This is a genomic window from Paenibacillus sp. FSL P4-0127 (assembly GCF_038007325.1).
Classification (GTDB): Bacteria; Bacillota; Bacilli; order Paenibacillales; family Paenibacillaceae; genus Fontibacillus; species Fontibacillus macerans.
The window spans coordinates 24,206-49,920 of sequence record NZ_JBBOWY010000003.1 but is presented as its reverse complement, the minus strand read 5'-3'; the positions used below and the strand labels follow the sequence as shown (position 1 = coordinate 49,920).

Below are 25,715 nucleotides of genomic sequence, written 5' to 3'. Positions count from 1 at the left end.
GTCACATCATTCCTTTCAAATAAACGAAGCTGAAGATGAAGATCCAGACGACGTCGAGGAAGTGCCAATACAGCGAGAAAATAAACGATTTGTTCGCAGTATCCAGCGTAAAGCCTTCGCGTTTCACCTGAATCATCAACCCGGTGCCCCACAAGAGGCCCAGCGTCACGTGGGCGCCGTGCGTGCCGAGCAGAACGAACAAGCTGGACAGGAAGGCGCTCGTTTGCAGCGTCGCCCCTTCACCAACGTACGTCACGAACTCGGTAATTTCCACGCCGAGGAAGCCGAGGCCTAGCAGCAGCGTGATGATGAAGAAGGACATAAACGCCTTTTTCATCCCGAGCCGCATGCTGTGTACCGCCAGCCCGCAGGTGAAGCTGCTGGTCAGCAGCAGGAACGTTTCGGCGAGCACCGGCCCAATTTCGAAAATTTCTTTCCCGTCCGGGCCGCTGCCCGTACGGTTCCACAGCGTGAGGTAAACGGCAAACAACGTACAGAACAGCACGATTTCCGCGCCCAGGAACAGCCAGAAGCCGAAGATCCGATTGCTGTTCTCTTCCGTCTGGTATTCAAGCGGCAAAGAATGATCTATTTTCATGCGTGTTCACCCCGCAATCCTGCTTCCGATTCTTTTCGCATCAAGGCTTCTTCGGTTTTTTTGATTTCCTTGACCGGAATGTGGCGTCCATGATCGCGCTCGAACGAACGCACCGCCAGCATGACGATTACGCCAAGGCCGGCAATGATCGCCGGAATCCACCAGCTGAATACCATGAAAAATCCGAAGAAGAAGAAGATAATCCCCAAAATAATCGGCTGCCCGCTGTTGTTCGGCATATGAATCTCTTCAATTTTACCGTTGTACAGCGGCTTGCCGGTTTTCTTCGCTTTCCAGAACGGATCAAGATCGTCCACTTCAGGCACCACCGCAAAGTTGTACTCCGGCACCGGACTGTGCGTGCTCCATTCCAAAGTGCGCGCGTTCCAAGGGTCGCCGGTTTTGTCTCTTTCGGCGTACCGGAAGCTCCAGTAAATGTTGTAGACCAGCACGATGAAGCCAATCGCCAAACCGACGGCGCCGATCGAGGCGATCAAGTTCAGCGGACCGAAGCCGGTGCTTTCCGAATACGTGTACATCCGCCGCGTCATGCCTTTGAGTCCCAGGAAGAACAGCGGCATAAAAGTGACGTTGAAGCTGATCGCGATAATCCAGAAGGCCAGCTTGCCCTGGCGTTCGTTCAGCCGGAACCCGAACAATTTCGGGAACCAGTAGTAGAAGCCCGCGATCACGGCAAACACGGTACCCGGAATCAGCACGTAGTGGAAGTGGGCCACCAGGAACATCGTGTTATGGTATTGATAGTCGGCGCTCGCCATCGCCAGCATGACGCCGGTGACGCCGCCGATCGTAAAGATCGGAATAAAGGCGAGCGAATACAGCATCGGCGTCGTAAATTCGATCCGCCCTTTGCGGAGCGTAAACAGCCAGTTGAAGATTTTGACCCCGGTCGGAACCGCAATCGCCATTGTCGTAATCGAAAACACGCCGTTGACCATCACGCCATGGCCCATCGTATAGAAGTGGTGCGCCCATACGATAAACGACAGCAGCGAAATGACGACCATACTGAAGACCATCGATTTGTAGCCGTACAGGTTTTTACGCGAAAACGTCGAAATGATTTCACTATAAATCCCGAATGCGGGCAGAATAACGATATATACTTCCGGATGGCCCCAGACCCAGAACAGGTTGGCCCAGAGCATATCCATCCCGCCGTTGGCCATCGTAAAGAACTGCGAGCCGAACAGCCGGTCGAACATCATGAGCGCCAGCGCCACGGTCAGCACCGGGAAAGCGAACATAATAATGACGCAGGTAACCAGAACCGACCAGGTAAACATCGGCATTTTCATCAGCGTCATGCCTGGGGCGCGCATTTTCAAAATCGTGGCGACAAAATTGACACCGGTTGCCAGCGTACCGATACCGGCAATCTGCAAGGCGATCGCGTAGTAGTTATTCCCTACCGTCGGGCTGAACTCGATGCTGGCCAGCGGGAAATAAGCGGTCCAGCCGGCATCCGGGGAGCCCCCGATGACGAAGGAGATGTTAAACAGCATCGCTCCGGCGAAAAACAGCCAAAAACTGACGGCGTTCAGCCGCGGGAACGCGACGTCGCGGGCGCCGATTTGCAGCGGTATCACGACGTTCATCAGCCCGATGACAAACGGCATCGCCATAAACAGGATCATGATAACCCCGTGCGTCGTAAAAATTTCATTGTAGTGCTGCGCGTCAAGAAGTCCGTTTTCCGGGACTGCCAGCTGCCCCCGCATCAGGAGCGCGTCCACGCCGCCGCGGAACAGCATCAGCAGGGCGCAGATGATATACATGATCCCGATGCGCTTGTGGTCCACGGTCGTCAACCATTCGCGCCACAGGTAGCCCCACTTTTTAAAATAGGTTAACCCGATGAGAATTGCCAGCGACGCGACAACGATGCTGACCATGGCGCCGTAAATCATCGGTTCCCCAGTGACGAAAAATTCGTCCCATTTCATGATAAGCTACTCCCTTCCCGTTGATTAGTTATGCGTCGAATGATCCATCGAAGAGTCGTTCATGTCCGACATGTCCATGCCGGGCATATCCATCCCGGAGTGGTCCATTTCTTCGGAACCCGTCGCACCTTCCTCCGAGCCGCCGTGATGATGCCCGGCGTTTTCGCCCTCCGGAGCCGGTTTGAACGACAGATGCGTGGACGAATACGATTTGCGGCCGACAAATTCCGTGTTCAGCAAGGAATCAAATTCCTGTTCCGTCAGCGCAGGTGCCGTCGTTTTTACTTCCTCCACCCATTTGTCGTACTCGGAAGGAGACATCGCCAATGCTTCAAATTCCATATGGGCGAAGCCTTCGCCGGAGAAGTTGGAGTTTTTGCCCATATAAGAGCCCTCATGCTCGGCAACGAGGTTAAGCTTGTTGACCATGTCGCTCATCGCGTATTTCTGGCCGCCCAGCTGCGGAACCCAGAAGCTTGTAATCGGCCCGTAAGAATACAGGCGGAATTCCACCGGACGGTGCGTCGGGATATTCACGTAGTTTACCGTTTCAATGCCTTCCTCCGGATAACTGAAATGCCATTTCCAGTTGGAGGACGCCGCGTAGATCACCAGCGGTTTCTGATCCTCATAGCCTGCCGGCACCTTTTCCACGGCGGCCGTACTGCGGACCGTCACGACCGACAACACCGCAACGATGATGATCGGGATGGTGATCCAGGTGATTTCCAGCCATTTGCTGCCTTCCTCATGCGGCGGCTCATAATCCGCAGGCAATTTGGAAGCACGGTATTTCGACAGCATGTAGATGTACAGAACATAAACAACAAGCAAAATAAACGCCATCGTAATAATAGAGAAAATAATGACGTCAGATTGGGTCTTGGCCACCGGCCCTTTCGGATTCAAAACCGTTAACGAATCGCATCCGGTCAGCAGCGCAAGAAGGGCTGAAAATACTACGAGCAGCAACCCTTTCCTTTTCATAGGACACCGATACCCCTTTCTTCATTGTGAACCTTCGTTATGAACGTTTTGAACGTTGTGAACGCCATCACGAACAAACCGTGACAGCTATCGTCTTTCAGCTAATTTAATGTTAGGGAAGGGAACAGCGAATAACAATTCATAGAGATAGTCAATTATGTAAAATATTTCTATTTTTGAGTGTGATAATAGTCCTTTACACCTCTAGCAATCCCAATTAAAGCTAGTTTTCGGCTAAATTCCGGCAAAAAACGCGATTTTGATAAATGTTCACAATGGGGGCTTGTTCTCGAATAGTTCGCAAAATTGTCATAATAGTTTTGATTATTCGTGATTTTATTCACATTATTCTCGCTTTTGCCTTCTTTGCTAACGCCGCAAAAAAAGGCCGCCCTCAGGATCTTTCAAGATCCGCAAGGACAGCCTGTTCTTATTTTTCGTACTTTTTTTGTTTAACGCACTACAGCAATTCTTTGCGAAGCTGCTCCGGCGATTTCGGCGACAGCAGACCGAACGGGATATCGAATACGGTTTTCGCTCCCGACTCCCCGGCTTGCGACAGCTTGTACACCGCGCGGGCATATGCTACGAGCACGCTGGCCGTAAACTCCGGGTTGCTGTCCAGCTTCAGACCGAACTCAATCAGCTGGGTGCTGTCCTTGCCCGTCCGTCCGCTTCTCAGCACCATACCTCCATGCGGCATCGTGGAATGGTTTGCTTTAAGCTCTTCTTCGCTGATGAAATGAACGGTAGTGTCATAATCCGAAAAATAGTTCGGCATCGTTTTGATCTCATGCTCGATTTTGGCCAGGTCGGCCCCTGCTTCGGCAACGACATAGCATTCGCGCAAATGCTTCTCGCGCGTGGTCAGTTCCGGATTCTCGCCTTTGCGGACACGTTCGACCGCCGCTTCTACCGGGATCGTGTATTGCTTGCCATCTTTGACGCCCGCAACGCGCCGGATCGCATCGGAGTGGCCTTGGCTAACCCCTTTGCCCCAGAACGTGTACTCTTTGCCTTCCGGCAGCACGGCTTCGGCAAGCAGCCGGTTCAAGGAGAACAAGCCCGGATCCCATCCCGTGGAAATCACGCTGACCGTTCCGGCCTTCGTCGCCGCTTCGTTGACTTTTTCGAAATATTCAGGGATTTTGGCATGCGTGTCAAAGCTGTCGACCGTATTGAACAAGGCCGCCAGTTCCGGTCCTTGCTCCGGCAAATCCGTGGCCGAACCGCCGCAAAGAATGAGCACGTCAATGTCGCCTTTATATTTTTCGATTTCGGAAATGTGCACGACGCCGCCGGCCGCCGACACCTCATCCGGTTTTCTTCTTGAAAAAATAGCCTGCAGTTGGAAATCGGGATTCTGCTTTAGCGCCAGTTCCACACCCCGTCCCAAATTTCCGTATCCTACGATACCCGCTTTGATCTTCGTTGCCACTTGCCTTCCTCCTCCAAATGTAGACTCTTACCCATTGTAGCTTACCCTTGGCCTATTTTAAATAGTTAACACGTAAAGTTAGCATGTAATTTATTGTTCCGGCTCAAAACTAAAACGGCGCTTCACAAAACAATCGGGCGTAATTCCTCGCCCTTGATCCGTTCAGCCTTACGGCACGGGTGAAACTTGGACCGAACTTCCACAGGCCAGCGGGCCGCCGCCGAACACCAAAACAAGAGTCCGCCGATCAGCCGGCGGTGCTCTTGTTTTGCGCCGTATTTTGCCGTATTGCAAAGTATTACGTGGCATTACGCAAGAGTATCCGCAACAACCAGGTTGCCAGAAAGTAACTCCAACAAAAAAATAAGGACATTAAGTGTCTTTATTTCGGCGATCCCGTCCATTTGAGAGAAATAGAGGCATTTTATGTCGCTATTTTCTTAAGATCGCAAGGAATGCCCGCATTATGGACCATGTATAGGAAAATAAGTACATAAAATTCCGCTAATGGGGATACACATGCTAGGTTTCGGATAATAAGCACATAAAGTGTCGCTATTTTAAGTGCCCCTATTTTGCAGGGGGACGGTTAGCCGTTCCAATTAGCAGGCAGTCAGGCTGGTAAACGCTGATTTGGAGCTTGACCCATCGTTTAGACTGGAGAACAGGCCCACTTGAACCTTCACACAATCGACAAAAAATCAGGTCAGGGTTAGTCCCATATAGCCCGTTATAGTCATATTCAAGTTTTGACAACTATTGTAAAATAGTATTTATTGTGAAATTTATCATTGACTTTTTTTGATAAAGGCAGGGGGATGAAGTTGAAATCACGATGGTGCAAATGGGCCTTGCTTATGGGGTTGGCGTGTTTCGTTGTGCTGGGCATCCGCCCTTCCGCCGTGCTGGCCCATGCCTACGTCGTTTCCTCGGCGCCTGCGGCGGATGAGACGCTGGACGAGGCGCCAAGCTCCGTCCGGATCGAGTTTAACGAGCCGATCGAAGCAAGCTTTTACGAGTTGGACGTGATCGGGCCGTCCGGCATTAGCGAGGCGGCGGGCGAGCCTGTGTTCGATCCGGAGCAGCCGACTCGGCTAAGCGTTGAGCTGAAGCCGGATCTGCCGGAGGGAGTGTACGCGGCCAAATGGAGAGTCGTTTCCGGCGATGGACACCCCGTCTCCGGGACGATTTCTTTTCAAATCGGGCAAGGGGCTGCAAACAGCGTACCCCAGCACAGCGCAGCCGATCAGCGCAGCTTTCCCGGCTGGAGCCTGCTGGCGGTCCGTTGGCTGTTTTACGGCGGCATGGCCTTGTATTTGGGAACTCTTGCGTTCCACTTATGGCTGCTGCCAGCCGGAAAACGAACAAGTGTGGTGCCGGAACGGCTAAAACGGCGCAGCCGTATGGCACTGCTGCTCGGATACGCCGCGGCCGCGGCCGGCGTTCTGCTTAGCCTGCCGCAGCAAACCGCCAGCGATGCCGGTGGCGGCTGGAGCAATGCGTTCGATCCCGACAGACTGCGGGAGGCGCTGACTTACACGAGCTTTGGCGAGATCTGGGAGTACCAGGCCGTGCTGCTCGCCGTATTGCTTGCGGCAACTATACTCCTCCTGCGCACCTTCAGCAACAAGGCCTGCCCGGGCAGGCTGCTCCTTGCCCTCGCTTTCGCGGCCGGCCTTGGCCTGCTGCTCGCCAAGGCTTTTATCGGCCATGCGGCCACGGCCTCGGTGAAGTCCGCCGCCGTCACGGCGGACTTTCTGCACTTGGCCGCCGGGCTGATCTGGCTCGGCGGCGTGGGCGCGCTGGCGTTTTTGCTGCCGGCCGCTGCCGCCCGGCCGAAGCCGCTGCCGGCGGAGGCCCTCGCCGGAACGGCACGCGAACCTGCGCCAGCGCCGGACCCGGGCGCGGCAACCGGCGGCTTGTTCGGCAGGTCGGACGCCCCGCCCTCGGCTACCGCCGCGGATTCGCCGCAACAACCGCTTTATTGGCGCGCGGTCCGGCGCTTCTCAATGCTGGCCGCCGGCTGCGTCGCCGTCCTGATAGTTACCGCCGTATACGGAAGCCTGCTTCATGTGCCTACCTGGTACGCGCTTTTTCATACGGACTACGGCAAGGTGCTGCTGGCGAAAATACTGCTGACCCTGGTTTGCCTGGCGCTGGGGCTGTCGGCCTTTCTGCGCGGACGCAAGCCCTCCCGGCCGCTGGGAGCCGGGGTTTGGACGGAATTCGCCCTCGGCTTGGCCGTTCTCGTGCTGGCGGCGCTGCTGGCCAATCTGCCGACCGCCGCGGCCAACCCCGGACCGGCCAAGCTGACGAACCAGTTCCCGGACGGGTCGCGCGTGACGATCAACATTACGCCCAATCTTGTGGGAGCCAATACGTTCCGTGCGGAAATCGTCGGGTCTGACGGCCAGCCCCGCCGGGATATTGAACAAGTTACGCTGACGTTAACCTCCAAAGAAATGGATATGGGCGCCCGGGAAATCAGATTCTCCGGCCAGCAGCTTGGCAGCGATCCGCCCCAAGCTCAGGCTGACGGGATCATTACGATGGGCGGCCGCTGGAATGTCCGCGTCCATATCCTGCTGAAATCGCTGGACACCCTGGATTACGATACGGAGCTGCGGGTCGGTAGTAAATAATCCACTAAATCATTAATGCAATGAACAAAAGGAGAGGATCAACATGTTTAGAGCCATTCCATTACGTATAAACCGTCTATGGTTCGCTGTCGCTTCAGCGGCCGCGGCCACCCTGCTTTTCGGCGGCGTCGCCAGCGCGCATGTGACCGTCAGTCCCGGAGCATCCGCCCCCGGGGCCTGGCAAACCTACACCATCAAGGTCCCCGTCGAAAAGGACATCCCCACGGTCAAGGTTGCGCTAAAAATACCGGACGGCGTTGAGTTCAAGCAATACCGGCCAATTCCGGATTGGGACGTTGAACTGACCAAAAACGATGCCGGCGCCGTGACGGCGGTCACCTGGTCCGCCGAGGACGGCGGAATCGGGCCCGGTGAATTCCAGCAATTCGACTTCGTGGCCAAAAACCCCGACAAGGCGGCCGAAGTGGCTTGGGACGCCTTCCAGTATTATAGCGACGGCAGCGTGGTGGAATGGACCGGCGGCGAAGGCGCCGATTATCCGCATTCGCTGACGGTAATCAGCGCGGAAGCTAGAGGCGCGGCGAACGCCGATGCCGGTCACGGCCACGACAGCAACGCGGGCAGCGCGAGCGGCGCGCCTGAAGGCGCAGGCACTGGGGCAAGCGGCGACGGTGCAAACGGTGCCGGGAACGCGAACGCCGGGAAAGCTGGCGCCCAAAGCGGCAGCACCAACGCGGACGCAGCCGCCGCCAACTCCGCCGCGGCGCAAAACTCCGGCACGTCCGGGCTTGAAACGGCAACTCTGGTGGTCTCCATCGCCGCCCTGCTCGTATCGCTGGCCGCATTGTGGCTCACCCTCCGCTCTAAGCGGAAACCGGCTTGACCGTTGGCGCTGCGCCATGAACCTTTGCTGCTTCACGGCCAGATAATTTAGTTGTATTCTCATGAAGCAGTCACTATAATTTTGTATTAACAATATGGAGAGGAGGCGAAAAGCGATGAGAACGGTATTTGCACCTGCTTATACGGAATTATCTGTAAAAAAATCCGGCAAATCGGGCTTTAACGGGACCCGTCTGCCCATTTTCCAGCAGCGTTTTTACGTCCAACCTTATACCAAGCCCGGGCCAGGATCGCTTTTTGCCGCCTTGCTGTAAATCCGAATAAACGCGGAAGCAAAACCAGGCGCCGGCTTACGGCGCCTTTTTGTATGCATATTAACATATTGGAGTGAGAGACCTGAGCAAAAAAAGCGCTAATACTGGCGATCGGAGTGCCATTTTACGGGCGAATGTCGGATTACTTCGAGCTCAAGAAGCTGTTTGCTTTCGCCGTATCGGTCCTGTCGTTGGGAAGTTTGCTTTGCGCTCTCGCCCCGAACCTGCCCCTCCTCGTTTTGGGGCGGATGGTTCAAGGCACCGGGATGTCGGCTATCCCGGTTCTGTCCGCCATCACCATTTCAAAAGTGTTTTCACCGGCAAAACGAGGGGCGGCGCTTGGCGTCATAGCCGGATCCATTGGGGTCGGCACCGCGGGAGGCCCGATTTTCGGCGGCGTCGTCGGTCAATGGCTAGGCTGGCAGTCGCTGTTCTGGTTTACGTTTCTGCTATCCGCAATGATCGTGATCGGTACGCTCCGCGTATTCCCGGCGATCCAACCGGAGACGGAAGCCGCACCGCGGCGAAATTTTGACCTGATCGGAGGAATATGGCTTGGACTTTCGGCCGGATTGCTTCTTTTTGGCGTGACCCAAGGTGAAGCTGCCGGTTTTGCTTCGTTTTCTTCCTTCGGCAGCCTGGGGGGGGATCGCTTCTGGCTTTAGCGGGATTTATCCGGCGCATTGCCGCCGCAGAGCATCCATTTGTACCGCCGGCCTTGTTTAAAAACAGGTTTTATGTCAGCGCGGTAATTGTGATTTTCTTTGCGATGTTCGCTTATTTTGCCGTACTGGTTTTCGTTCCGCTGTTGGTTGTGGAGGTAAACGGACTTTCTCCGGGACAAGCGGGGATGATCCTATTGCCTGGAGGGGCGGCCGTGGCGGTTCTATCGCCGTTAGCGGGCCGTCTTTCAGCTATCTGGGGCAACAAACGGGTGATTATTTCCGGGGTGACGGTGATGGGGATTTCAACCTTTTACTTGTCCGCCTTTGCCGCAGGTGCTTCTTCCGTTTGGGTTTGTCTCGGCGTTATGGGCGTGGGAATCGCCTTTGCGCTTACGAATTCCCCCGCCAATGACACGGTCCTATCCGCGCTGGCCAAAGAACAGGCCGGTGTGGGCATGGGCATATTCCAGGGGGCTGTATACCTTGGGGCAGGTGTGGGAGCCGGCATGATCGGGGCTTTTATTTCCGCCCGCCGGGAAGCCGTGTATGCTCTGAATCCCCTGTACCTGCTGGACACCGTCTCTTATTCGGACGCCTTTTTGGCGGCGACCGCCAGCCTGTTTATTGCCTGGATAGCCGCCCTCGGCTTGCATCACGGTAAATAAAGCAAAAACTGCGGTATTCCAAGACTTCATGCCCGAAGCCTGGATGCCGCTGTTCTTTGGTGGCAAAGGGCGATAATCCGGCAAACCACCGCGTTACTTCACGCCAAGCGGCCTCTTGTCCACCGGCCCGCCTCCGGCGGATTTTCGTTCCGGCGCCACACCCAGCAGACAGAGCAACGCAAGCAGCATCCCCAGCGAAGCGCTGACGAACAGCGCCGGGTAACCAAACGCGTCGATCAGCCAGCCGAGCAGCGGCGGCGAGGTGATGGCGGCCAGCGATGATACGAAATAATAAATCCCCGTGCGGGTGCCGATGCTCTCCTCCGAGCCGGTCGCCACCACCCACGGATACGAGTTGATGTTAATGCACGCCCAAAAAATCCCCCCGACGATCAGCAGTATCCGCAGCCAAAACACGGACTCCACGAAAACGACCGCACCGAAAACGACGAACAGCCCGGCCACCCCCAGCGAAATGACCGGCTTCTTACCGAACCTGGCGCCCAGCCAGCCGCTCGGCAGCGCAAACGCCAGGAACGCCAGCGAGAAAAACGTAAGCGAAAACGACGCTTCGCTGTCGCTCATGCCGAGCTGCTTGGTGCCGTACAGCGTAAACAGCGCTTCCACGCCTTGATACGCCACAAACCAGAAAAAAATCGCCGCCAGGATCAGGACGGTCGTTTTGTCCAGCTGGTCCTTGATCCGCACAGGGCGTTTTGAGTCGGCGGATACGGCAGATATGGCCCCATCCCCAGCCCCGGTCCCCAAGCCATAAACCGCCGGCTCCCGAATCACCCCTTTCAGCACCGCCAGGCAGATGAGCATCACGATCCCGGCAAACAAAAAGGGCACGTAAGAGCCGATTCCGTACAACTTGGAGCCGAGGCCAAAAGCGAGCACCGAACCGATGCCGCCCATCAAGTTGATGATCCCGTTCGCTTTCGTCCGCAAATGCTCCGGCGTGATGTCCGGCATCAAAGCGACCGTCGGGGCTCGAAACAAGCTCATCGACAAGTTCATCAGCACCATAAACAAAACGAGCGTAACAAAGCCGGTATGCAGCGGTATCAAAGCCGCAAATACGGCGCCGAGCGGCATGCCGATCAACAGATAAGGCATTCTGCGCCCGAACCTGGTAATCGTTTTGTCGCTGCGGTGTCCAATCCATGGCTGCAGCACGATGGCGAAATAGTTGTCGATCGTCATCATGAACCCGATCAAAGCGGCGCTTTTCGCATAATCGTCCAAAAACAGCGGCACAAATGCGTTATACAGCGCCCAGGTCAAGCTGATGCTGAAGAAGCCCAGTCCCAGCAGCCATGTTTTTTTCATCCGCTCACACTCCTAGTTTGGCAGCAGTTCGGCCAGGACATCGGGATAGTCCGTAATGATGCCCGCCACCCCGGCCTGAATCAGCGCGCGCATCACTTTGGGATCGTTCACCGTAAACGGGTGATAAGCGACCCCGGCTTCTTTGGCCGCCGCAACCAGCTCCGGCGTGAGCGCATACTGGTACGCATGCAGCGCGTCCGCCCCGATCCGCTTCGCGTAATCCCAAGGCTCGTACAACCCTTCCATATACAAAATGCCGGTGCGGATGTCCGGAGCGATTTTTTTGCACTCGACCAAAGAATAATGATTGAAGCTGGAAATGATCGTCCGCTCGGCAAGGCCAAAACGCCGCACGGCGTCGATGACTTTTTGTTCGATGCCGGGATACAGCACAACGCCTGTTTTCAATTCCAGATTGATGATCGTATCCGTACCGCGCACCAGTTCCAGCAGCTCCTCCAGCGTCGGGATGCTTTCCCCCGCGTAGTTCTTGTGGAACCAGGAGCCCACCTCGCATTGCCTCGCTTCCTCCAGCGTGATGTCCTTGATCCACTCCGGCGTCCCCGCCGTCCGCTGCAGCGATTCGTCGTGAATGAGCACGAGCTTCCCGTCCCGGGTCATTTGCACATCCGTTTCGATTCCGGTAGCCCCCAGTTCAAGCGCCCGGGCAAAAGACGCCATCGTGTTCTCCGGGCAATGCCCCGCCGCCCCGCGGTGCGCAAAGTTGATGATCTCGGCCAATGGTGATTCCTCCTTGGGATATTAACTTAAAATTATTATAATCCATCCTCCCAATATAATCCTGCATTGTTATACCTATATTAAAATGGGCGCCACCCATGGCGATCCGATTGGAAATATCCAACTAAAGTTGAAAATTTGGCATAGATGCGCGGCCTGATTGGGTATATCCAATAGAATGGAGATTCAATGGCAACTGCAGCGGTTTGATTGGATATTTCCAATAGATACGGCTCAGCAGGATACAAAATGGGCAGCTTGAGCGAAATCTATTGGATTTTTCCAATGAGAGTGCCAAATTGCGTTTGATATCCGGCGATCTATTGGATTTTTCCAATGACGATGCGAAACAAAGGGTACCGGCGCCAACACCAGCGACGAAAAAACCGGAGAACCCCGCCGCCTTCCAATCAACAGCCCTTCTCCGGTTTTCGTTCCGGGCATGATATGCCCTCGCCCGCATGTTCTATTGCCCGTTCACCCACGCCCGCAATTCGGCGTTCAGCGCCTCGGCGTCGCGGAGCGCCCGCTGATCGTTCAGTATGTCTCCCGGCTTGCTGCCTTGGCCGATGATGTACCCCACAAACGGCATGCCGACGAAGTCGAACGTATACTGCAGCTGTTGGATGACCGGCAGCGCCTTGATTCGCGGGTTATCCCCGCCGACCACGACGGCGTAAGCCGTTTTGCCCGCGAGGGCCGCTTTGAAATCGTAGCGCGGATCGCGCAGGCTTTGCGACCAGCGGTCGATGAAGTTTTTCAAAATGCCGGAAACGCCGTACCAATACACCGGGCTGGCAAACACAAGCACGTCGTGTTCCAGCGCTTCTCGGATCACCTCTTCATAATCATCGTCGACCGGATCGAACCCGCCCTCCGTATGCCGTTGATCGTGAATCGGTTTGATCTGTTTGGCGCGCAAAACGATATTCGTATAGGGAATCCCCTCTAATACCTTGTTCGTTAATTGCTCCGTATTGCCCCCACTCCTGGTGCTGCCCTGCAAAACAGCGATGCGCATGCCCACACTTCCTTTCCCTATCTACTTTTCAGCCTATCCGCTCATTTTCCGAATAAACGCCCACCCTATTTTTATACGATGTTTTACATCTTTATGACATTGAGTTGCAATTGCTGGCGCTTTTTCACGAATTCTGAATGAAGGATGTCCGCCCCGTTCCGCAATATAATCCCCGACCTTGCGCCGAGGAGCCAACCCGACCAAGGTCCAGTTCACAAACCGTCTCAGGCCCGTTATGTCCGGCCGCAAATCCCGCTAGAATAAAAGCATGAACAGCGGAAGCAACACGAACCGCCAACCCGATTTTAAAATTAATGTTCAAAAAGCCGGCTTGCAGCCTTACTGCTTTCGTGATCCAAAGCCGACTTTTTGAATCCCCTCAAATAAAAGAAAGCGAGTGGTTATTTATGAGAAAACTTTACCGTTCCTCCACGGACAGACAAATTAGCGGCTTGTGCGGCGGCATCGCCCAATGGCTGGGGGTCGACGCAACGGTCGTGCGGCTCGTCGCCCTGATCACGGTCTTTTTCAGCGCCGGAACCGTCGTCGCCCTGTACCTGATCGCCAGCCTAATCGTGCCGCGAGAACCGTTTGCCGGACTAGGATACGACGAACCGTTCACCAACTACTAAACGACAACTAATCAAAAGGAGAGATGATCATGAGCAGCATTTTTGACAGAATCGCCAACTTAGCCAAAGCATCCATACACGAAGTGTTAAACAAAATGGAAGACCCGGTGGTCATGACCGGACAGTACCTGCGCAACCTGGAAGACGACCTGAACAATATGGAAAAAATGATCAAGGAGCAGCAAATGAACGCTGCCGTGCAGGAAAGAAAAAGCGCGGACATCGCCCATTTGGCCAAGCAAAGTGAAATCCGCGCGCTGACCGCGCTGGAGAGCGGCGACGAAGCTACGGCGCAGCACGCCGCGGCGGAGAAGCTGCGCTACGAGGAGCAGGCGCAGCAATACGCCGCCGCCGCCAGCGAAGCCCGCGAGCGCGTGAAGGAACTGGAGTTTCGCCTGGAGGAAGGCAAGGCGGAATACGCCCGCCTGAAGGAGAAGCGCAACGAGTTGGCCGCACGGGCCCGCAAAGCGCAGGAGCGGAAAGCGGAGCAGCAGCCCAGCAGCAGCCGCGGCATCGAAAGCGGCACAGCGGCCCGCGGCTTCGAACGCATGGAAGAGAAGATCCTGGAATGGGAAGCAAGCGGCCAGCTTTCCGGTTCCGGTTCCGGAACCTCCCCTGCCGCCGGCACGGACGCCGGCATTCCTTCCCCCGCCGTCAACGCGGAGCTGGAACGTCTCAAGCAGCAGCTATCGGCCCGGCACTCCTGAGCCGTTCATATAGAAAACCGCCCGGTGAAATCACCCGGGCGGTTTTTGCGCGTTGGACAAGCCAACTCCCGCGAAATGCAAAAAGGCATGCGAATTTCGTCGAACTCCCCCGAAAATGGTTCGCCAAATGCAAAACTGCAGTTCATTTCCGGCCAAAAGATGCTTTTATATCCCACGGCCCGAAAACAGATGCACTTTTGCATCTCAACCGCTCCAAAATGGCGTATGTCGGGAAAATCAACTGCACTTTTGCGGTTGATCCCGTATTGATCCAGTAAAGCAGCGTTACCGCCAAAGAAACAAGCGGGAGGCAAAACGCGCTGCCTTAAAAGAAAAAAAACGGCAAGGCTTGAATGCCTGCCAGTTTTTTTTCGATTCGGCGCCTGCAAGATTATTTCCCTTCTTTGCCGGACTTGAACACTTCGCCGATCGCGCCCAGACTGCCAAGCGTTTCGATCGCGTTGGACGGGATGAACACTTTGTTCGCCGGTCCTTTGGCCACTTCCTTCAAAGCGTCGAAGGACTGGTAAGCCAGCACCTCTTCCGTCAATGCGGCGTCGCGGAGCATTTCGATCCGCGCTTTTTCGGCTTCCGCAACCGCCTGAATCGCCTTCGCTTCCCCCAGCGCTTCCAGTTCCTGCGCCTGCCGCAAGCCTTCGGCTTCGCGAATGCGCGCTTCCTTGTCGCCTTCCGCCTTGAGAATCTTGCTCTGCTTGTCGCCTTCGGCGCGCAAAATCATGTCCTGCTTGGCAGCCTCGGCTTCGAGCACGATCGCCCGTTTGTTCCGCTCCGCCTTCATTTGTTTGTCCATCGCTTCCTGAATGTCGATCGGCGGCTTGATGTCGATCACTTCGACGCGCTCGATCCGCACGCCCCACTTTTCCGTCGCTTCATCCAGCGCAATGCGGATTTCCGTCGAAATTTTTTCCCGGCCGGACAACGTTTCATCGAGCTCCAACTTACCGATAATTTGCCGCATCGTGGCGGTGGTGATGTTCCGAACCCCGTATACGTAGTCGGAAATTCCGTACGTAGCTTGTTCCGGATCGACCACCTGATAGAAAATGATCGTATCGATTTCCACCTGAACGTTGTCCTTCGTAATCACGGTTTGCGGCGGCACATTCGTCTGTTGAATCCGCAAATCATGATACAGGCGAACCTGGTCGATCACCGGAATCAGGATGTTCAACCCCGGCGTCAACAGCCGGTGGAATTTACCGAGCCGTTCGACGACGCCCACCCGCTGCTGCGGCACAATTTTGATCGTTAGCGAAATAAAAACGACCACGACGACAACAATAATTACAAGAATAACCCACGGCATTAAGAAATTTCCTCCCATCGTTCTACCTCGATAATCGTACTGCTGCGCTTCAGCACCCGCACCCGCTCATCCCTGCCGATCGGCACGGCAGACTTGGCGCTCCACGTGTCTCCTCCAACCTTGACGATGCCGTATTGCCCCTCTTCAATCGGTTCCACGACGATGCCTTGTTTGCCTACCAGCTCGGTGCCGACATCTTTAAACCCTTTCGATGCGCGAAACTTTCGCGACAGCGGCTTGGTAAATATGGTCAACCCTAAAGCGACCAGACAGCCGGCCACCACCTGCAAAACATAAGCCTCGGGGGCTATCCAAGCCACAATCTCCGCCACCAGCGCCCCGATGCATAACCACAGCAAATAAAACGTCAGCGTCATCATCTCGAACACCAGCAAAGCTCCGGCGGCGATCAGCCAAATGGCCCACATTTCCATCCCCCTGTTGCACCACCTTTCCGCATTATAATTATATATACGGCGACCATACCAAAAAGTATCAAGAAATGGAATGGTTATTTAGCAATTTTGCGCATAATCGAGGAAATTTCCGGTTTTTTGGAGGAAATTGTTGCTTTTTTGTCATAATACGCCGTGCCGCTTCCTAAGTCTAATTCCCGTCAGGTGCTGTGGAGGTTCTGAGATACTGTCCGGTTAAAGATTCGCCGCAAGCCGCAATATCCCTGGGCACGCCTTCAAACAATACCCTGCCTCCCTCCGCTCCCGCGCCGGGGCCCAGGTCGATGATCCAATCGGCCTGGCAGATCACTTCCGGGTGATGTTCGATGACGATCAGCGTGTTGCCCTGGTCGGCAAGGCGATTCATCACGCGGATAAGCCGGTCGACGTCCGCCAGATGCAGCCCGGTGGTCGGTTCATCCAATACGTAAATATTGCCCCGTTCCTCCAGTTCAGCCGCCAACTTGACCCGCTGCAGTTCTCCGCCCGACAAAGTGCTGAGGGGTTGTCCCAGCGCAACGTAATCGATCCCGGTTTCCCGCAGCCTTTCCAGCGCCGGCAAGATCTCTTTTTCTTGAAAAAAAGACAGCGCCTCGGCGACGGTCATAGCCAAGATGTCGCCGATATTCCGGCCGCGCAGCAGGTAGGACAGCACTTCCTCGCTGAAGCGTCTCCCCCCGCAAGCTTCGCACACGGTCGCCACCGTATCCATAAAAGCGAAATCGGTGTAAATGGTTCCGAGCCCCTTGCAGGCCGGGCAGGCCCCTTGCGAATTAAAGCTGAAAAGCGAGGGACTGACCCGATTCGCTTTGGCGAACCGCTCCCGGATCGCATCGAATATGCCCGTAAAGGTGGCGATATTGGACCTGTTCGAAGCGCCGATCGCCCCTTGATCGACAACGATCGCTTCGGGATAAGCCTGCGCAAACGCACGGCGGATCAATGTGCTTTTGCCCGATCCGGCCACTCCGGTAACGGCGGTCATCACCCCTGCGGGGACCCGGACGCTTACCTCTTTCAAATTGTTGAGGCTCGTGCGCGGAATTTCCAGCCATCCGGCAGGCTGCCGGACCTCGCTTTTGAATGAAAGCCGGCGCTTCAGCAACCGGGAGGTCAGCGTATCCGCCGACATCAGCCCGCCGAGTTCTCCCTCGTAGACGATCCTTCCCCCGCCCGTTCCGGCGCCCGGCCCCATTTCCACGATATGATCGGCGATCCGGATCACGTCCGGGTCATGCTCCACGATCAGCACCGTGTTGCCTTTATCCCTTAATTGCCGCAGCAGCCGGTTGATCCGGCCGACATCGCGGGGATGCAGACCGCTGCTCGGCTCATCCAAAATATAAAGCAAATCGCTCAGGCTGTTGCCGAGTTGGCGTACCAGCTTGATCCGCTGCGATTCCCCGCCCGACAGGCTGGACGTTTCCCGGTTCAAACTCAAATACCCGAGCCCGATTTCGATCATGTCGGCCAGCCGTTTGACGATCGCCTCGGTCACCGTGCGGACCAGCGGTTCGCGGACAGTACGCACAAAATCAATCAGCTCGCTGACCGGCATGTTCGCGCAGTCCGCAATGTTTTTGCCGTTGATTCGGCATGTCAGCACATCGGGCTTAAGTCGGCCCCCGCGGCACGCCGGGCATATCCCCTCGGACGCGATCCGTTTGATCGCATCCTTGTAAAGGGCGTTATCCCGGCCATCCTTGTCCAGGAAAGACCGTTTGATACGGGGGACGACGCCCTCGTACAGCGAAGTCGGCGGCCACTCTTTCGTCGGATTCGCCGGTTTGAACCCCGTTTTGTACAGCAGCGTATCCATTTCTTCCTCGGTGTAATCCTTTAACTTTTTGTCGTTGTCGAACAGGCCGGTGGCGGTATATCTTTTCCAGCGGAAATCGCCGGGCTGAAAGGTGGGAAACAGGATCGCTCCCTCGTTCAGCGATTTTTCCTTGTCGATCAAGCGGTCGATTAGAATCGTTTTCGCTTTGCCCAGCCCTTCGCATTCGGGGCACATCCCCTGCGGATTATTGAAGGAAAAAACGTCGGAATAGCCGACGAAAGGCTCTCCCTGCCGGGAAAACAGCAAACGCAGCAGCGCATAGATGTCCGTGGCCGTGCCGACGGTCGATCTGGCGTTGCCGCCGAGCCGCTTCTGATTGATCACAATCGATACCGGCAAATTGGTGATGCTCTCCACCTTGGGCTGCCCGTAATGGGGCAGCCGGTTGCGGATGAAGCTGGAGTAAGTTTCGTTCAGCTGCCGCTGCGATTCGGCCGCAATCGTATCGAACACGAGCGCCGACTTGCCCGAACCGGATACGCCGGCAAACACCGTTATCCGCTTTTTGGGAATGGAGACGCAAACGTCCCGCAAATTTTTTTCTCTGGCTCCGATGACATGAATGAAATCGTCCTTGTGCATATTTCCTTTCCCTCCTCTGAATGATTCGCTTAAAATAGAATAAATTAAAACCATGACAAAAACTGTCATGGTTTTGCAAATGGAGGAGATTGGATGTCCAAGACAAGGCTGTTGTTCGACCTGATCATGTATGTGAACGCCAAGCGCAGCTTTACGGCGCAGGAGGTCGCCGACGAATTCCGGGTTTCCGTGCGGACGGCGCACCGGTATTTGAGCGAACTGAGCGAGATGGGCGTCCCGCTCTACACCGAGCCGGGCCGAACCGGAGGGTACCGACTGCTCCGCGGCAGAATGCTGCCGCCCGTGATGTTCGACGAAGACGAAGCGTTTGCCGTTTTTTTCGCATTCCAAACGTTGAAGTATTACCCATCGCTGCCGTTCGACATCAATGTGAAATCCGTTTCCCGCAAACTGTACGCGAACCTGGCCGATGACATGAAGCGCAAAGTGGACCGCCTGGAGGCGGTGACCGCGATTTGGAACCATAGGCGCAGCGTCGCTTCGCCGTTTTTGAAGGAAATCATCGAGGCGGCCGCGGACCGGCATGTGCTGAAAATCGGGTATGCTTCGAAGAAGGGGGACACGGAGCGAGAGGTTGAGCCGTTAGGGATTTACGCCCACGACGGCTTCTGGTACATGCCCGCCGTCGACCGGAGCACCGCCGATATCCGCCAGTTTCGGACAGATCGCCTTTTGTTTGCCGAAGTGCTGCCGGAAACGTTCGACCCGCCGGTTAGTCTGGCCGACTGGTTGGAGCAGCTCTCCGGCCAGCCTTTGAAAACGCCGGTGCGGCTATACGTCGAGCTGACCCGGGAAGGCATGCGGCAGTGCCGCAGCCAGCCTTGGCTGGAACCGTATATCACGGCGGCCGCTCCGGACCACGGCTATATCTATGCTGTGATCGACGAGAGCGAAGTGGAGTTCACCGCCGCGTATTTTTTCCAGTTGGGCCCTGAGGCCAAAGTGCTGGAGCCGCGCGAAATCGTCGAGCGAATCCGCGAGCGGGCGGGGGCGCTGGTCCGTCATTACGGATAAGGACGGCTAAAAGCAGATAATGAGGATGAAGATGGATAAGGATGGATAAGGATGGATAAGGATGGATAAGGATGGATATCGATGGATATGGATGGATATCGATGGATGAAGACGGTGAAGTCGGTAAGGCCGGTAATGGCGGGTAAAGCACTAGCGCTGCTTCAAATCTGACATCTGATATCTGACATGATAACATTTCCAACCACAAATCGAATTTTAACGGTTGCCACAACCGCTATTTGTGCCAAAAAGGTTGATTTCAACTTTTAACGGTTGCCATAGCTTATTTCACTTAAAACCGGCTATTTCCACCTATATTAAGGCAAATAGCGGCGTTCACAACCGTTAGAATTTGGAAAAGGCCTTTTTTCGCAAAATAGCGGCTGCCACAACCGTTAGATTTCCAGCGGGCCCAAATGCCAACTCGATACCTGAGCTTTTGCGGAAAATCTGGAGTTTCAGGGCTACAAGCTGTCTTGTTCGAAAGTTAATGCAGCGCTAGTGCTGTTAAAGACAGATAAAGGTAAATAAAGGCCGGCTCCCTGACGGGAAAACCAGCCTCTTCGCGGTGAAGCTCGCCCTCCCGTCTACCCGGAAAAAACGGCGTTGGCGGCATACCAATGGATGATCTCGTTGCCATACAAGTACACGAGCAAGGTACCGAAGGCCAGATAGGGGCCAAATGCCAACGTCTGCCCGCGCTGCCTGCGGCCCAAGGCCTGCTGCAGCAGAATCGCCACGGCGCCGGTGACAGCCGCCGCCAATAAAGCGAGGAGCACGCCGGGGAAACCGACGGCCCAGCCGAACACGGCCAGCAGCTTGACGTCGCCCATCCCCATCCCCCGGCCGGGGGTGAGGGCACCGACAAGCAGCAGCAGGCCGCTGCCGCCAAGCGCGCCCAGCGCATGGCTCCACAGCGGGCCGCCGCCGGCCAGCGGCACGGCGGCGAGCAGAGCGGCGCCAAAGCACAGCAGGGCGCCGTTGGGGATGATTCTCGCGGTCAGGTCGGTGACCGCGATCAGCACGGCCAGGGCGGTCAGCAGCAGGCCGACCGCCCATGCGCCCGACGCACCGAAACGCAGGTGCATCAGGGCGAACATCGCCGCCGTGGCGAGGGCGGCGGCGATGTCTCCGGCCCGGCGCAGCCGGCCGGAGGGGGTGGCGCCGCCGCCGGCCACTGCCGCAGCGCTCACGCGTGCGCTTCCGCTTTCACGCACGCTGCCTCCGCTCACGCTGCCTCCGCTCGCGACGCTTCCACCCGCGACGCCTCCGCTCGCGCTGCCTCCACCCGCGACGCCTCCGCTCACGCTGCCTCCGCTCGCGCTGCTTCCGCTCGCGACGCCTCCGCTCACGCTGCCTCCACCCGCGACGCCTCCGCTCACGCTGCCTCCGCTCGCGCTGCTTCCGCTCGCGCCACTTCCGCCCGCGACGCCTCCGCTCGCGCTGCTTCCGCTCGCGCCACTTCCGCTCGCGACGCCTCCGCTCGCGCTGCCTCCACCCGCGACGCTTCCACCCGCGACGCCTCCGCTCGCGCTGCCTCCACCCGCGACGCCTCCGCTCGCGCTGCCTCCACCCGCGACGCCTCCGCTCACGCTGCCTCCGCTCGCGCTGCTTCCGCTCGCGACGCCTCCGCTCACGCTGCCTCCACTCGCGCCGCCTCCGCTCGCGCTGCTTCCGCTCGCGACGATTCCGCCAGCGATGCCTCCGCCGGCGGGCAGCAAGCCCCGCCGCGCCACCAAGCGGCGCCCGAGCCGCGCCAGTCCAACGCCCGCGGCCAGCCCGGCGATAAAGTTAAGCGCCGCCAATATTATCGTTTCCATAACCTCTCCCAAAACAGTGCCGTATGCGCCATGGCTGCCAGCATATTTTACTAACCCCCTAAAATAGGCTCAAACCAAAAAACGTAGCTCGTCCACACCATCATTAAATCCTCCAGTGAAAAATATAAGGACAAAAAATGTCTTTATTCCGGCGATATCCATCCTCTTGAGAAAAATAGAGGTAATTTATGTCGCTATTTTCTCCAATCGCTAAGAAATGCCCGCGTTCCAAACAATTCCTAGGAATATAGGGACAAAAAATGCCGCTATTGGGGATGAACATGGCTGGCTTTGGATTATAAGTACATAAAGTGCCGCTATTTTGGAAGGCCGACGCTTTGTTCGCACCAGTAGCCGCCTATCAAGCACCGATTTCTAGGTTCAGCAATTAGGCCACCACATTCGCCTGGTGTTAACGGTTCGACGGTTCGACGGTTCGACGGTTTGCCTCCCCCCCGCGGCTGCGCCTTCCTGATCGTCAAGCACCGTTGGTGGTTTTGAGCCGAAATTCCCTATAAGTTAAACATCGGTATAAACAGTATGATCATACAGCAGCACGGCAAACGAAGGCAACAAGTCAAGTCAAGTCAAGTCAAGTTAAGTTAAGTTAAGTCAGGTCGAGTCAAGTCAAGTCGAGTCACAACCAATTCACTCTCCGCCTCAATCGGCCCATTGTCATCTCTCTTCTTCCGCTTCGCGGATAATTTCCTGAAGGGTGGTGTGTCCCTTCAGCACTTTTCCAATACCGTCCGCCAACAAGGTGGTCATGCCCGTTTCCCGCGCCAGCCTCCGCAGTTCCTTTGCGGATTGTCCGCTTGCGATCCCGGAGCGCAGCTCGTCGCCGACAAACAGCACTTCATGCACTGCCATCCGGCCCCGGTAACCGCTTTTTCCGCAAGCGGCGCAGCCCGTTCCGCGATACAGCTTGTCCGCTTTGAAGCCCAAACGCTCAAGGTATAGAAGCTCCTGCATATCCGGCGCGTATCCGGTTTTGCAATCGGGGCAAACGCAGCGGACCAGCCGTTGGGCGACGACTCCGATCAGCGAGGAGGCGATCAAGTGCGGCTCGATCCCCATCTCCCGCAGCCGGACGACCGCGCCGACCGTATCGCTTGTATGCAGCGCCGATAACACGAGCTGGCCGGTTAATGAAGCGCGGATGGCGATTTCCGCGGTTTCCGGATCGGGGATCTCCCCAACCATGATAACGTTCGGATCCTGCCGCAAAATCGAGCGAAGGCCTTTGGCGAACGTTAATCCGGCCGCGGGATAAACCTGCATCTGATTAACGCCGTCAAGTATGTATTCCACAGGGTCTTCGAGCGTGATCACGCTCGTCTCTTCGCGGTTCAGATGCTGCAACACGGAGTAAAGGGTCGCCGTTTTCCCGCTCCCCGCCGGCCCCGCCAGCAAAATCATGCCACGCCGCTTTCCGGCCATGCGCCGGAACAATTCGAGATTTTCCCCGGTCATGCCCAGCTTGTCCAGACTTTGTATCCCTCCGGATGGGTCAAACAGCCGCATCACGATTTGTTCCCCGTGTACCGTCGGCAGCGATGACAGGCGGACATCGATCGGTTTGCCGCCGACCGACAGCTTGATGCGTCCGCTTTGAGGCAACCTGTGTTCTTCAATGTTCAAATGGGCCAAAATTTTCAGCCGGGCGGTGATGACGCTCTGCATCGATTTCGGAATGGAGCGCCCTTTGCGCAGTTGTCCGTCCACGCGGTAGCGGACCGTCAGTTGGGCGTCCATCGGATCGACATGGATATCGCTGGCGCCAAGGCGCACCGCCTGTTCGATCATTTGCTGAACGAGGCGGACTACCGGGGAGTCTTCGTCCAGTATCATCGAGTCTTCCACCTCGATCTGGCTGCTCCCCGCCCCTTCGTGCCCGGAATCCTGCTGCCCGTACAGCCGGGCGATCCCCCGCTGCAGTTCCCCCCTTGAAATAATAGCCGGTTCGATCGTAAAACCAGTGCTTATCCGCAAGTCTTCAATAACGAATAAATCCAGGGGATCGGCCATGGCGACCATTAGCTTCCGGCCGTCCACGCGAATCGGCAGCACCTGGTGCCGCTTGGCCATCTGCTCCGAAACGACCTCGGTCAATTTGGGGTCGGTCTCAAGCCTTGCCAAGGTGGCGTGCGGGATGCCAAGCTGAAATTCCAGCGCCTCGATGAGCTGATGCTCGGTCAGGACCCCCTGCTCCAGCAGCACATCGCCGAGCTTTTTGCGGGAACGCCGCTGCTCTTCCAGCGCGGTTTGCAGCTGCGCTTCCGTAATCATGCCGGATTCCAGAAGAAGTTCACCCAATCTTTTTTTGATTGTGTACATGGCTTACCCCATCTCCATGGAAAATTTATTATGTTTTTTCTTTATGAGCTGCATGCACGAAATTCCGCAGCAAAACCAGTCCTTAAGTCCTAATAGTTACGATTATAAACCTTTCAATTATCGGGCGCTATCATTCGATAGTATATTATACCTATTTCCGATGGCATCGTTCCTAGTAAACAAGGGCATATTGCAACGTACGGCAGTGGCTTAAAAAAAGCCGCCCCCGGAATGGAACCGCCCCATCAAAAGGGGCCTGTTCACAAACCGGGAGCGGCTTTTATCAGCGCTATATTACGCCTGCACGGCATCCAGATCAACCGAGCGCTTGAACGCTTCGGGGTCGTTTTCGCCAAGAATTTTGCCGGTGATGACGCCGGCGGCGATGGAGTCGTTGACGTTCAGCGCCGTCCGTCCCATATCGATGAGCGGTTCGACGGAGATCAGCAGACCCGCCAGGGCGACCGGCAAGTTCATCGTCGATAGCACGATGAGCGAAGCGAAGGTCGCGCCCCCGCCGACGCCGGCAACGCCGAACGAACTGATGACGACGACCAGGATCAGCGTCAGGATGAAATCCCAGCTCGCCGGATTAATCCCGACGGTCGGGGCGATCATGACGGCCAGCATCGCCGGATAAATTCCGGCGCAGCCGTTTTGCCCGATCGTCGCTCCGAAAGAGGCCGACAGGTTGGCCACCCCTTCCGGTACGCCCAGGCGCTTCGTTTGCGTCTCGACGTTAAGCGGAATCGTGGCGGCGCTGGAGCGCGACGTGAAGGCGAACACCAGCGTTGGCAGCACCTTGCGCACATACTGTACCGGGTTGTACCCGAACAGGGCCAGCAGGATCAAATGGATGATGAACATGACGATAAGAGCTACGTAAGACGCGCCCACGAACTTGATCAGCTTGAGGATTTCCTCCGCGCTGGTCGTTGCCGTCACGTTCGTGATTAACGCCAAAATCCCGTACGGGGTCAATCGCAGCACCAGCGTAACGATCCGCATGACGACCGCGTAAACGGCATCCACCATTTTGCGGAATGTATCGGCCTGCTCCGGTTTTTTCTTATCCAAACCAAGTACGGCCACCCCGATGAAAGCGGAGAAAATGACGACCGCCAGCGTTGAAGTGCTGCGCGCTCCGGTCATGTCCGCAAACGGGTTTGTCGGGATAAAGTCCAGCATCTGCTGCGGAATCGTTTTATCCGCCACATCGCCGAGACGCTCCTCAAGCGCCGCGCCGCGTTGTTGTTCGCGTTCGCCGGCCTGAATTTCGATCGCCTTCAGATCGAAACTAAGGCTCGTCACGATGCTGACCGTGGCGGCGATCGCCGTTGTAATCAGCAGCACGGCGATAATCAGGGCGCTCATTTTCCCGAGGTTTTGTCTCCCTTTCAATTTCATGATGGCGGAAATGATCGACACCATGATCAGCGGGATGACCACCATTTGCAGCAGCCCGACATAACCGCGGCCCACCAGGTTAAACCAGTCGCTGGACCCGGAAATAACGTCCGAGCCCGCCCCGTACGCCCACTGGAGGATGACCCCGAACACAAGCCCGAGCCCAAGTCCGGTAAACACCCGTTTTGTAAAAGAAACATGCTTCTTCTGCATCCAGACCAATAGGCCGATCAGAACCAGCATAACAACTACGTTAATGATGATACGCAAGGTATCCATACAACGTCTCTCCTCCTCAAAATAGTACAAAGTATCGTAATACCGTCCGGAAGATATGGAGCCGGCAACAATTTACAGACGTTATAATATCATAAACACGACTATTTTGATAGGAATAAT

The 25,715-nt window shown here is 56.1% G+C and carries 20 protein-coding genes and 1 pseudogene; 7 read left to right on the top strand and 14 right to left on the bottom strand.

Annotated elements, in window-relative coordinates; translation table 11 throughout:
• Position 1 precedes the first annotated feature (1 nt).
• From qoxC to NYE74_RS32720, 4 genes are all read right to left on the bottom strand, one after another.
• On the bottom strand, positions 2 to 598 hold the full coding sequence (gene qoxC / locus NYE74_RS32735) for a cytochrome aa3 quinol oxidase subunit III (RefSeq protein WP_036626515.1): 597 nt from the start codon (positions 596 to 598) through the stop codon (positions 2 to 4).
• Entirely contained in the window at positions 595 to 2,565 is a 1,971-nt protein-coding gene (qoxB, locus tag NYE74_RS32730; protein ID WP_036626517.1) for a cytochrome aa3 quinol oxidase subunit I, read from the bottom strand. The genes qoxC and qoxB overlap by 4 nt, the downstream gene beginning before the upstream one ends.
• Positions 2,566 to 2,589: 24 nt before the next feature.
• Positions 2,590 to 3,552, bottom strand: a complete 963-nt coding sequence (gene qoxA / locus NYE74_RS32725) for a cytochrome aa3 quinol oxidase subunit II (protein ID WP_036626519.1) — start codon at positions 3,550 to 3,552, stop codon at positions 2,590 to 2,592.
• Between the two features lie 460 nt (positions 3,553 to 4,012).
• Positions 4,013 to 4,990, bottom strand: coding sequence for a diaminopimelate dehydrogenase (locus NYE74_RS32720; RefSeq protein ID WP_124332802.1), 978 nt, complete (start codon positions 4,988 to 4,990; stop codon positions 4,013 to 4,015).
• Between the two features lie 824 nt (positions 4,991 to 5,814).
• Here NYE74_RS32720 and NYE74_RS32715 point away from each other — a divergent pair.
• The 4 genes and pseudogenes from NYE74_RS32715 to NYE74_RS32700 form a co-directional block, all read left to right on the top strand.
• Positions 5,815 to 7,632 (top strand): copper resistance CopC/CopD family protein, encoded by a 1,818-nt coding sequence (locus NYE74_RS32715; RefSeq protein ID WP_164815283.1) that lies wholly within the window; start codon positions 5,815 to 5,817, stop codon positions 7,630 to 7,632.
• 43 nt (positions 7,633 to 7,675) lie between these two features.
• Positions 7,676 to 8,476: a YcnI family copper-binding membrane protein gene (locus NYE74_RS32710; protein WP_036626525.1), complete on the top strand. Its 801-nt coding sequence runs from the start codon at positions 7,676 to 7,678 to the stop codon at positions 8,474 to 8,476.
• A 115-nt stretch (positions 8,477 to 8,591) separates the two neighbouring features.
• Positions 8,592 to 8,750, top strand: coding sequence for a hypothetical protein (locus NYE74_RS32705; protein ID WP_155621402.1), 159 nt, complete (start codon positions 8,592 to 8,594; stop codon positions 8,748 to 8,750).
• A gap of 95 nt (positions 8,751 to 8,845) precedes the next feature.
• Positions 8,846 to 10,080, top strand: a pseudogene (locus NYE74_RS32700) (MFS transporter); the annotation flags it as partial.
• A gap of 93 nt (positions 10,081 to 10,173) precedes the next feature.
• Here NYE74_RS32700 and NYE74_RS32695 read toward each other — a convergent pair.
• From NYE74_RS32695 to NYE74_RS32685, 3 genes are all read right to left on the bottom strand, one after another.
• Positions 10,174 to 11,412: an SLC45 family MFS transporter gene (locus NYE74_RS32695; RefSeq protein WP_036626527.1), complete on the bottom strand. Its 1,239-nt coding sequence runs from the start codon at positions 11,410 to 11,412 to the stop codon at positions 10,174 to 10,176.
• Between the two features lie 12 nt (positions 11,413 to 11,424).
• Complete coding sequence (locus NYE74_RS32690) at positions 11,425 to 12,153, bottom strand: glycerophosphodiester phosphodiesterase (protein WP_036626528.1); 729 nt, start codon at positions 12,151 to 12,153, stop codon at positions 11,425 to 11,427.
• A 466-nt stretch (positions 12,154 to 12,619) separates the two neighbouring features.
• Positions 12,620 to 13,174 (bottom strand): flavodoxin family protein, encoded by a 555-nt coding sequence (locus NYE74_RS32685; RefSeq protein ID WP_036626530.1) that lies wholly within the window; start codon positions 13,172 to 13,174, stop codon positions 12,620 to 12,622.
• 407 nt (positions 13,175 to 13,581) lie between these two features.
• Between NYE74_RS32685 and NYE74_RS32680 the strand changes: the two genes are divergently transcribed.
• Together NYE74_RS32680 and NYE74_RS32675 are read left to right on the top strand one after the other, a co-directional pair.
• Positions 13,582 to 13,806: a PspC domain-containing protein gene (locus tag NYE74_RS32680; RefSeq protein WP_036628883.1), complete on the top strand. Its 225-nt coding sequence runs from the start codon at positions 13,582 to 13,584 to the stop codon at positions 13,804 to 13,806.
• 29 nt (positions 13,807 to 13,835) lie between these two features.
• Positions 13,836 to 14,513 carry a PspA/IM30 family protein gene (locus tag NYE74_RS32675; RefSeq protein ID WP_278739809.1) on the top strand — a complete coding sequence of 226 codons (678 nt, stop codon included), beginning with the start codon at positions 13,836 to 13,838 and terminating at the stop codon, positions 14,511 to 14,513.
• Between the two features lie 5 nt (positions 14,514 to 14,518).
• On the opposite strand, the gene NYE74_RS32670 is transcribed toward NYE74_RS32675, so the two are convergent.
• The 4 genes from NYE74_RS32670 to NYE74_RS32655 form a co-directional block, all read right to left on the bottom strand.
• Positions 14,519 to 14,902, bottom strand: coding sequence for a hypothetical protein (locus tag NYE74_RS32670; RefSeq protein ID WP_278739810.1), 384 nt, complete (start codon positions 14,900 to 14,902; stop codon positions 14,519 to 14,521).
• 2 nt (positions 14,903 to 14,904) lie between these two features.
• A complete protein-coding gene (locus NYE74_RS32665) occupies positions 14,905 to 15,840 on the bottom strand; it encodes an SPFH domain-containing protein (protein ID WP_036626536.1) in 936 nt (311 codons plus the stop codon).
• The gene (locus NYE74_RS32660; protein ID WP_316560892.1) at positions 15,840 to 16,274 is read right to left on the bottom strand and encodes an NfeD family protein; all 435 of its coding nucleotides are present in this window, start codon (positions 16,272 to 16,274) and stop codon (positions 15,840 to 15,842) included. Before NYE74_RS32660 ends, NYE74_RS32665 begins: the two co-directional genes overlap by 1 nt.
• A gap of 172 nt (positions 16,275 to 16,446) precedes the next feature.
• A complete protein-coding gene (locus tag NYE74_RS32655) occupies positions 16,447 to 18,717 on the bottom strand; it encodes an ATP-binding cassette domain-containing protein (protein ID WP_036626538.1) in 2,271 nt (756 codons plus the stop codon).
• A 93-nt stretch (positions 18,718 to 18,810) separates the two neighbouring features.
• Between NYE74_RS32655 and NYE74_RS32650 the strand changes: the two genes are divergently transcribed.
• On the top strand, positions 18,811 to 19,752 hold the full coding sequence (locus NYE74_RS32650; RefSeq protein ID WP_036626539.1) for a helix-turn-helix transcriptional regulator: 942 nt from the start codon (positions 18,811 to 18,813) through the stop codon (positions 19,750 to 19,752).
• 587 nt (positions 19,753 to 20,339) lie between these two features.
• On the opposite strand, the gene NYE74_RS32645 is transcribed toward NYE74_RS32650, so the two are convergent.
• The 3 genes from NYE74_RS32645 to NYE74_RS32635 all read right to left on the bottom strand — a co-directional run bounded on the left by NYE74_RS32645 (position 20,340) and on the right by NYE74_RS32635 (position 25,595).
• A complete protein-coding gene (locus tag NYE74_RS32645) occupies positions 20,340 to 20,984 on the bottom strand; it encodes a prepilin peptidase (protein ID WP_316560891.1) in 645 nt (214 codons plus the stop codon).
• Between the two features lie 1,263 nt (positions 20,985 to 22,247).
• A complete protein-coding gene (locus NYE74_RS32640; RefSeq protein ID WP_124332805.1) occupies positions 22,248 to 23,909 on the bottom strand; it encodes a GspE/PulE family protein in 1,662 nt (553 codons plus the stop codon).
• A gap of 294 nt (positions 23,910 to 24,203) precedes the next feature.
• A complete protein-coding gene (locus NYE74_RS32635; RefSeq protein ID WP_036626541.1) occupies positions 24,204 to 25,595 on the bottom strand; it encodes an L-cystine transporter in 1,392 nt (463 codons plus the stop codon).
• Between the last annotated feature and the right edge of the window lie 120 nt (positions 25,596 to 25,715).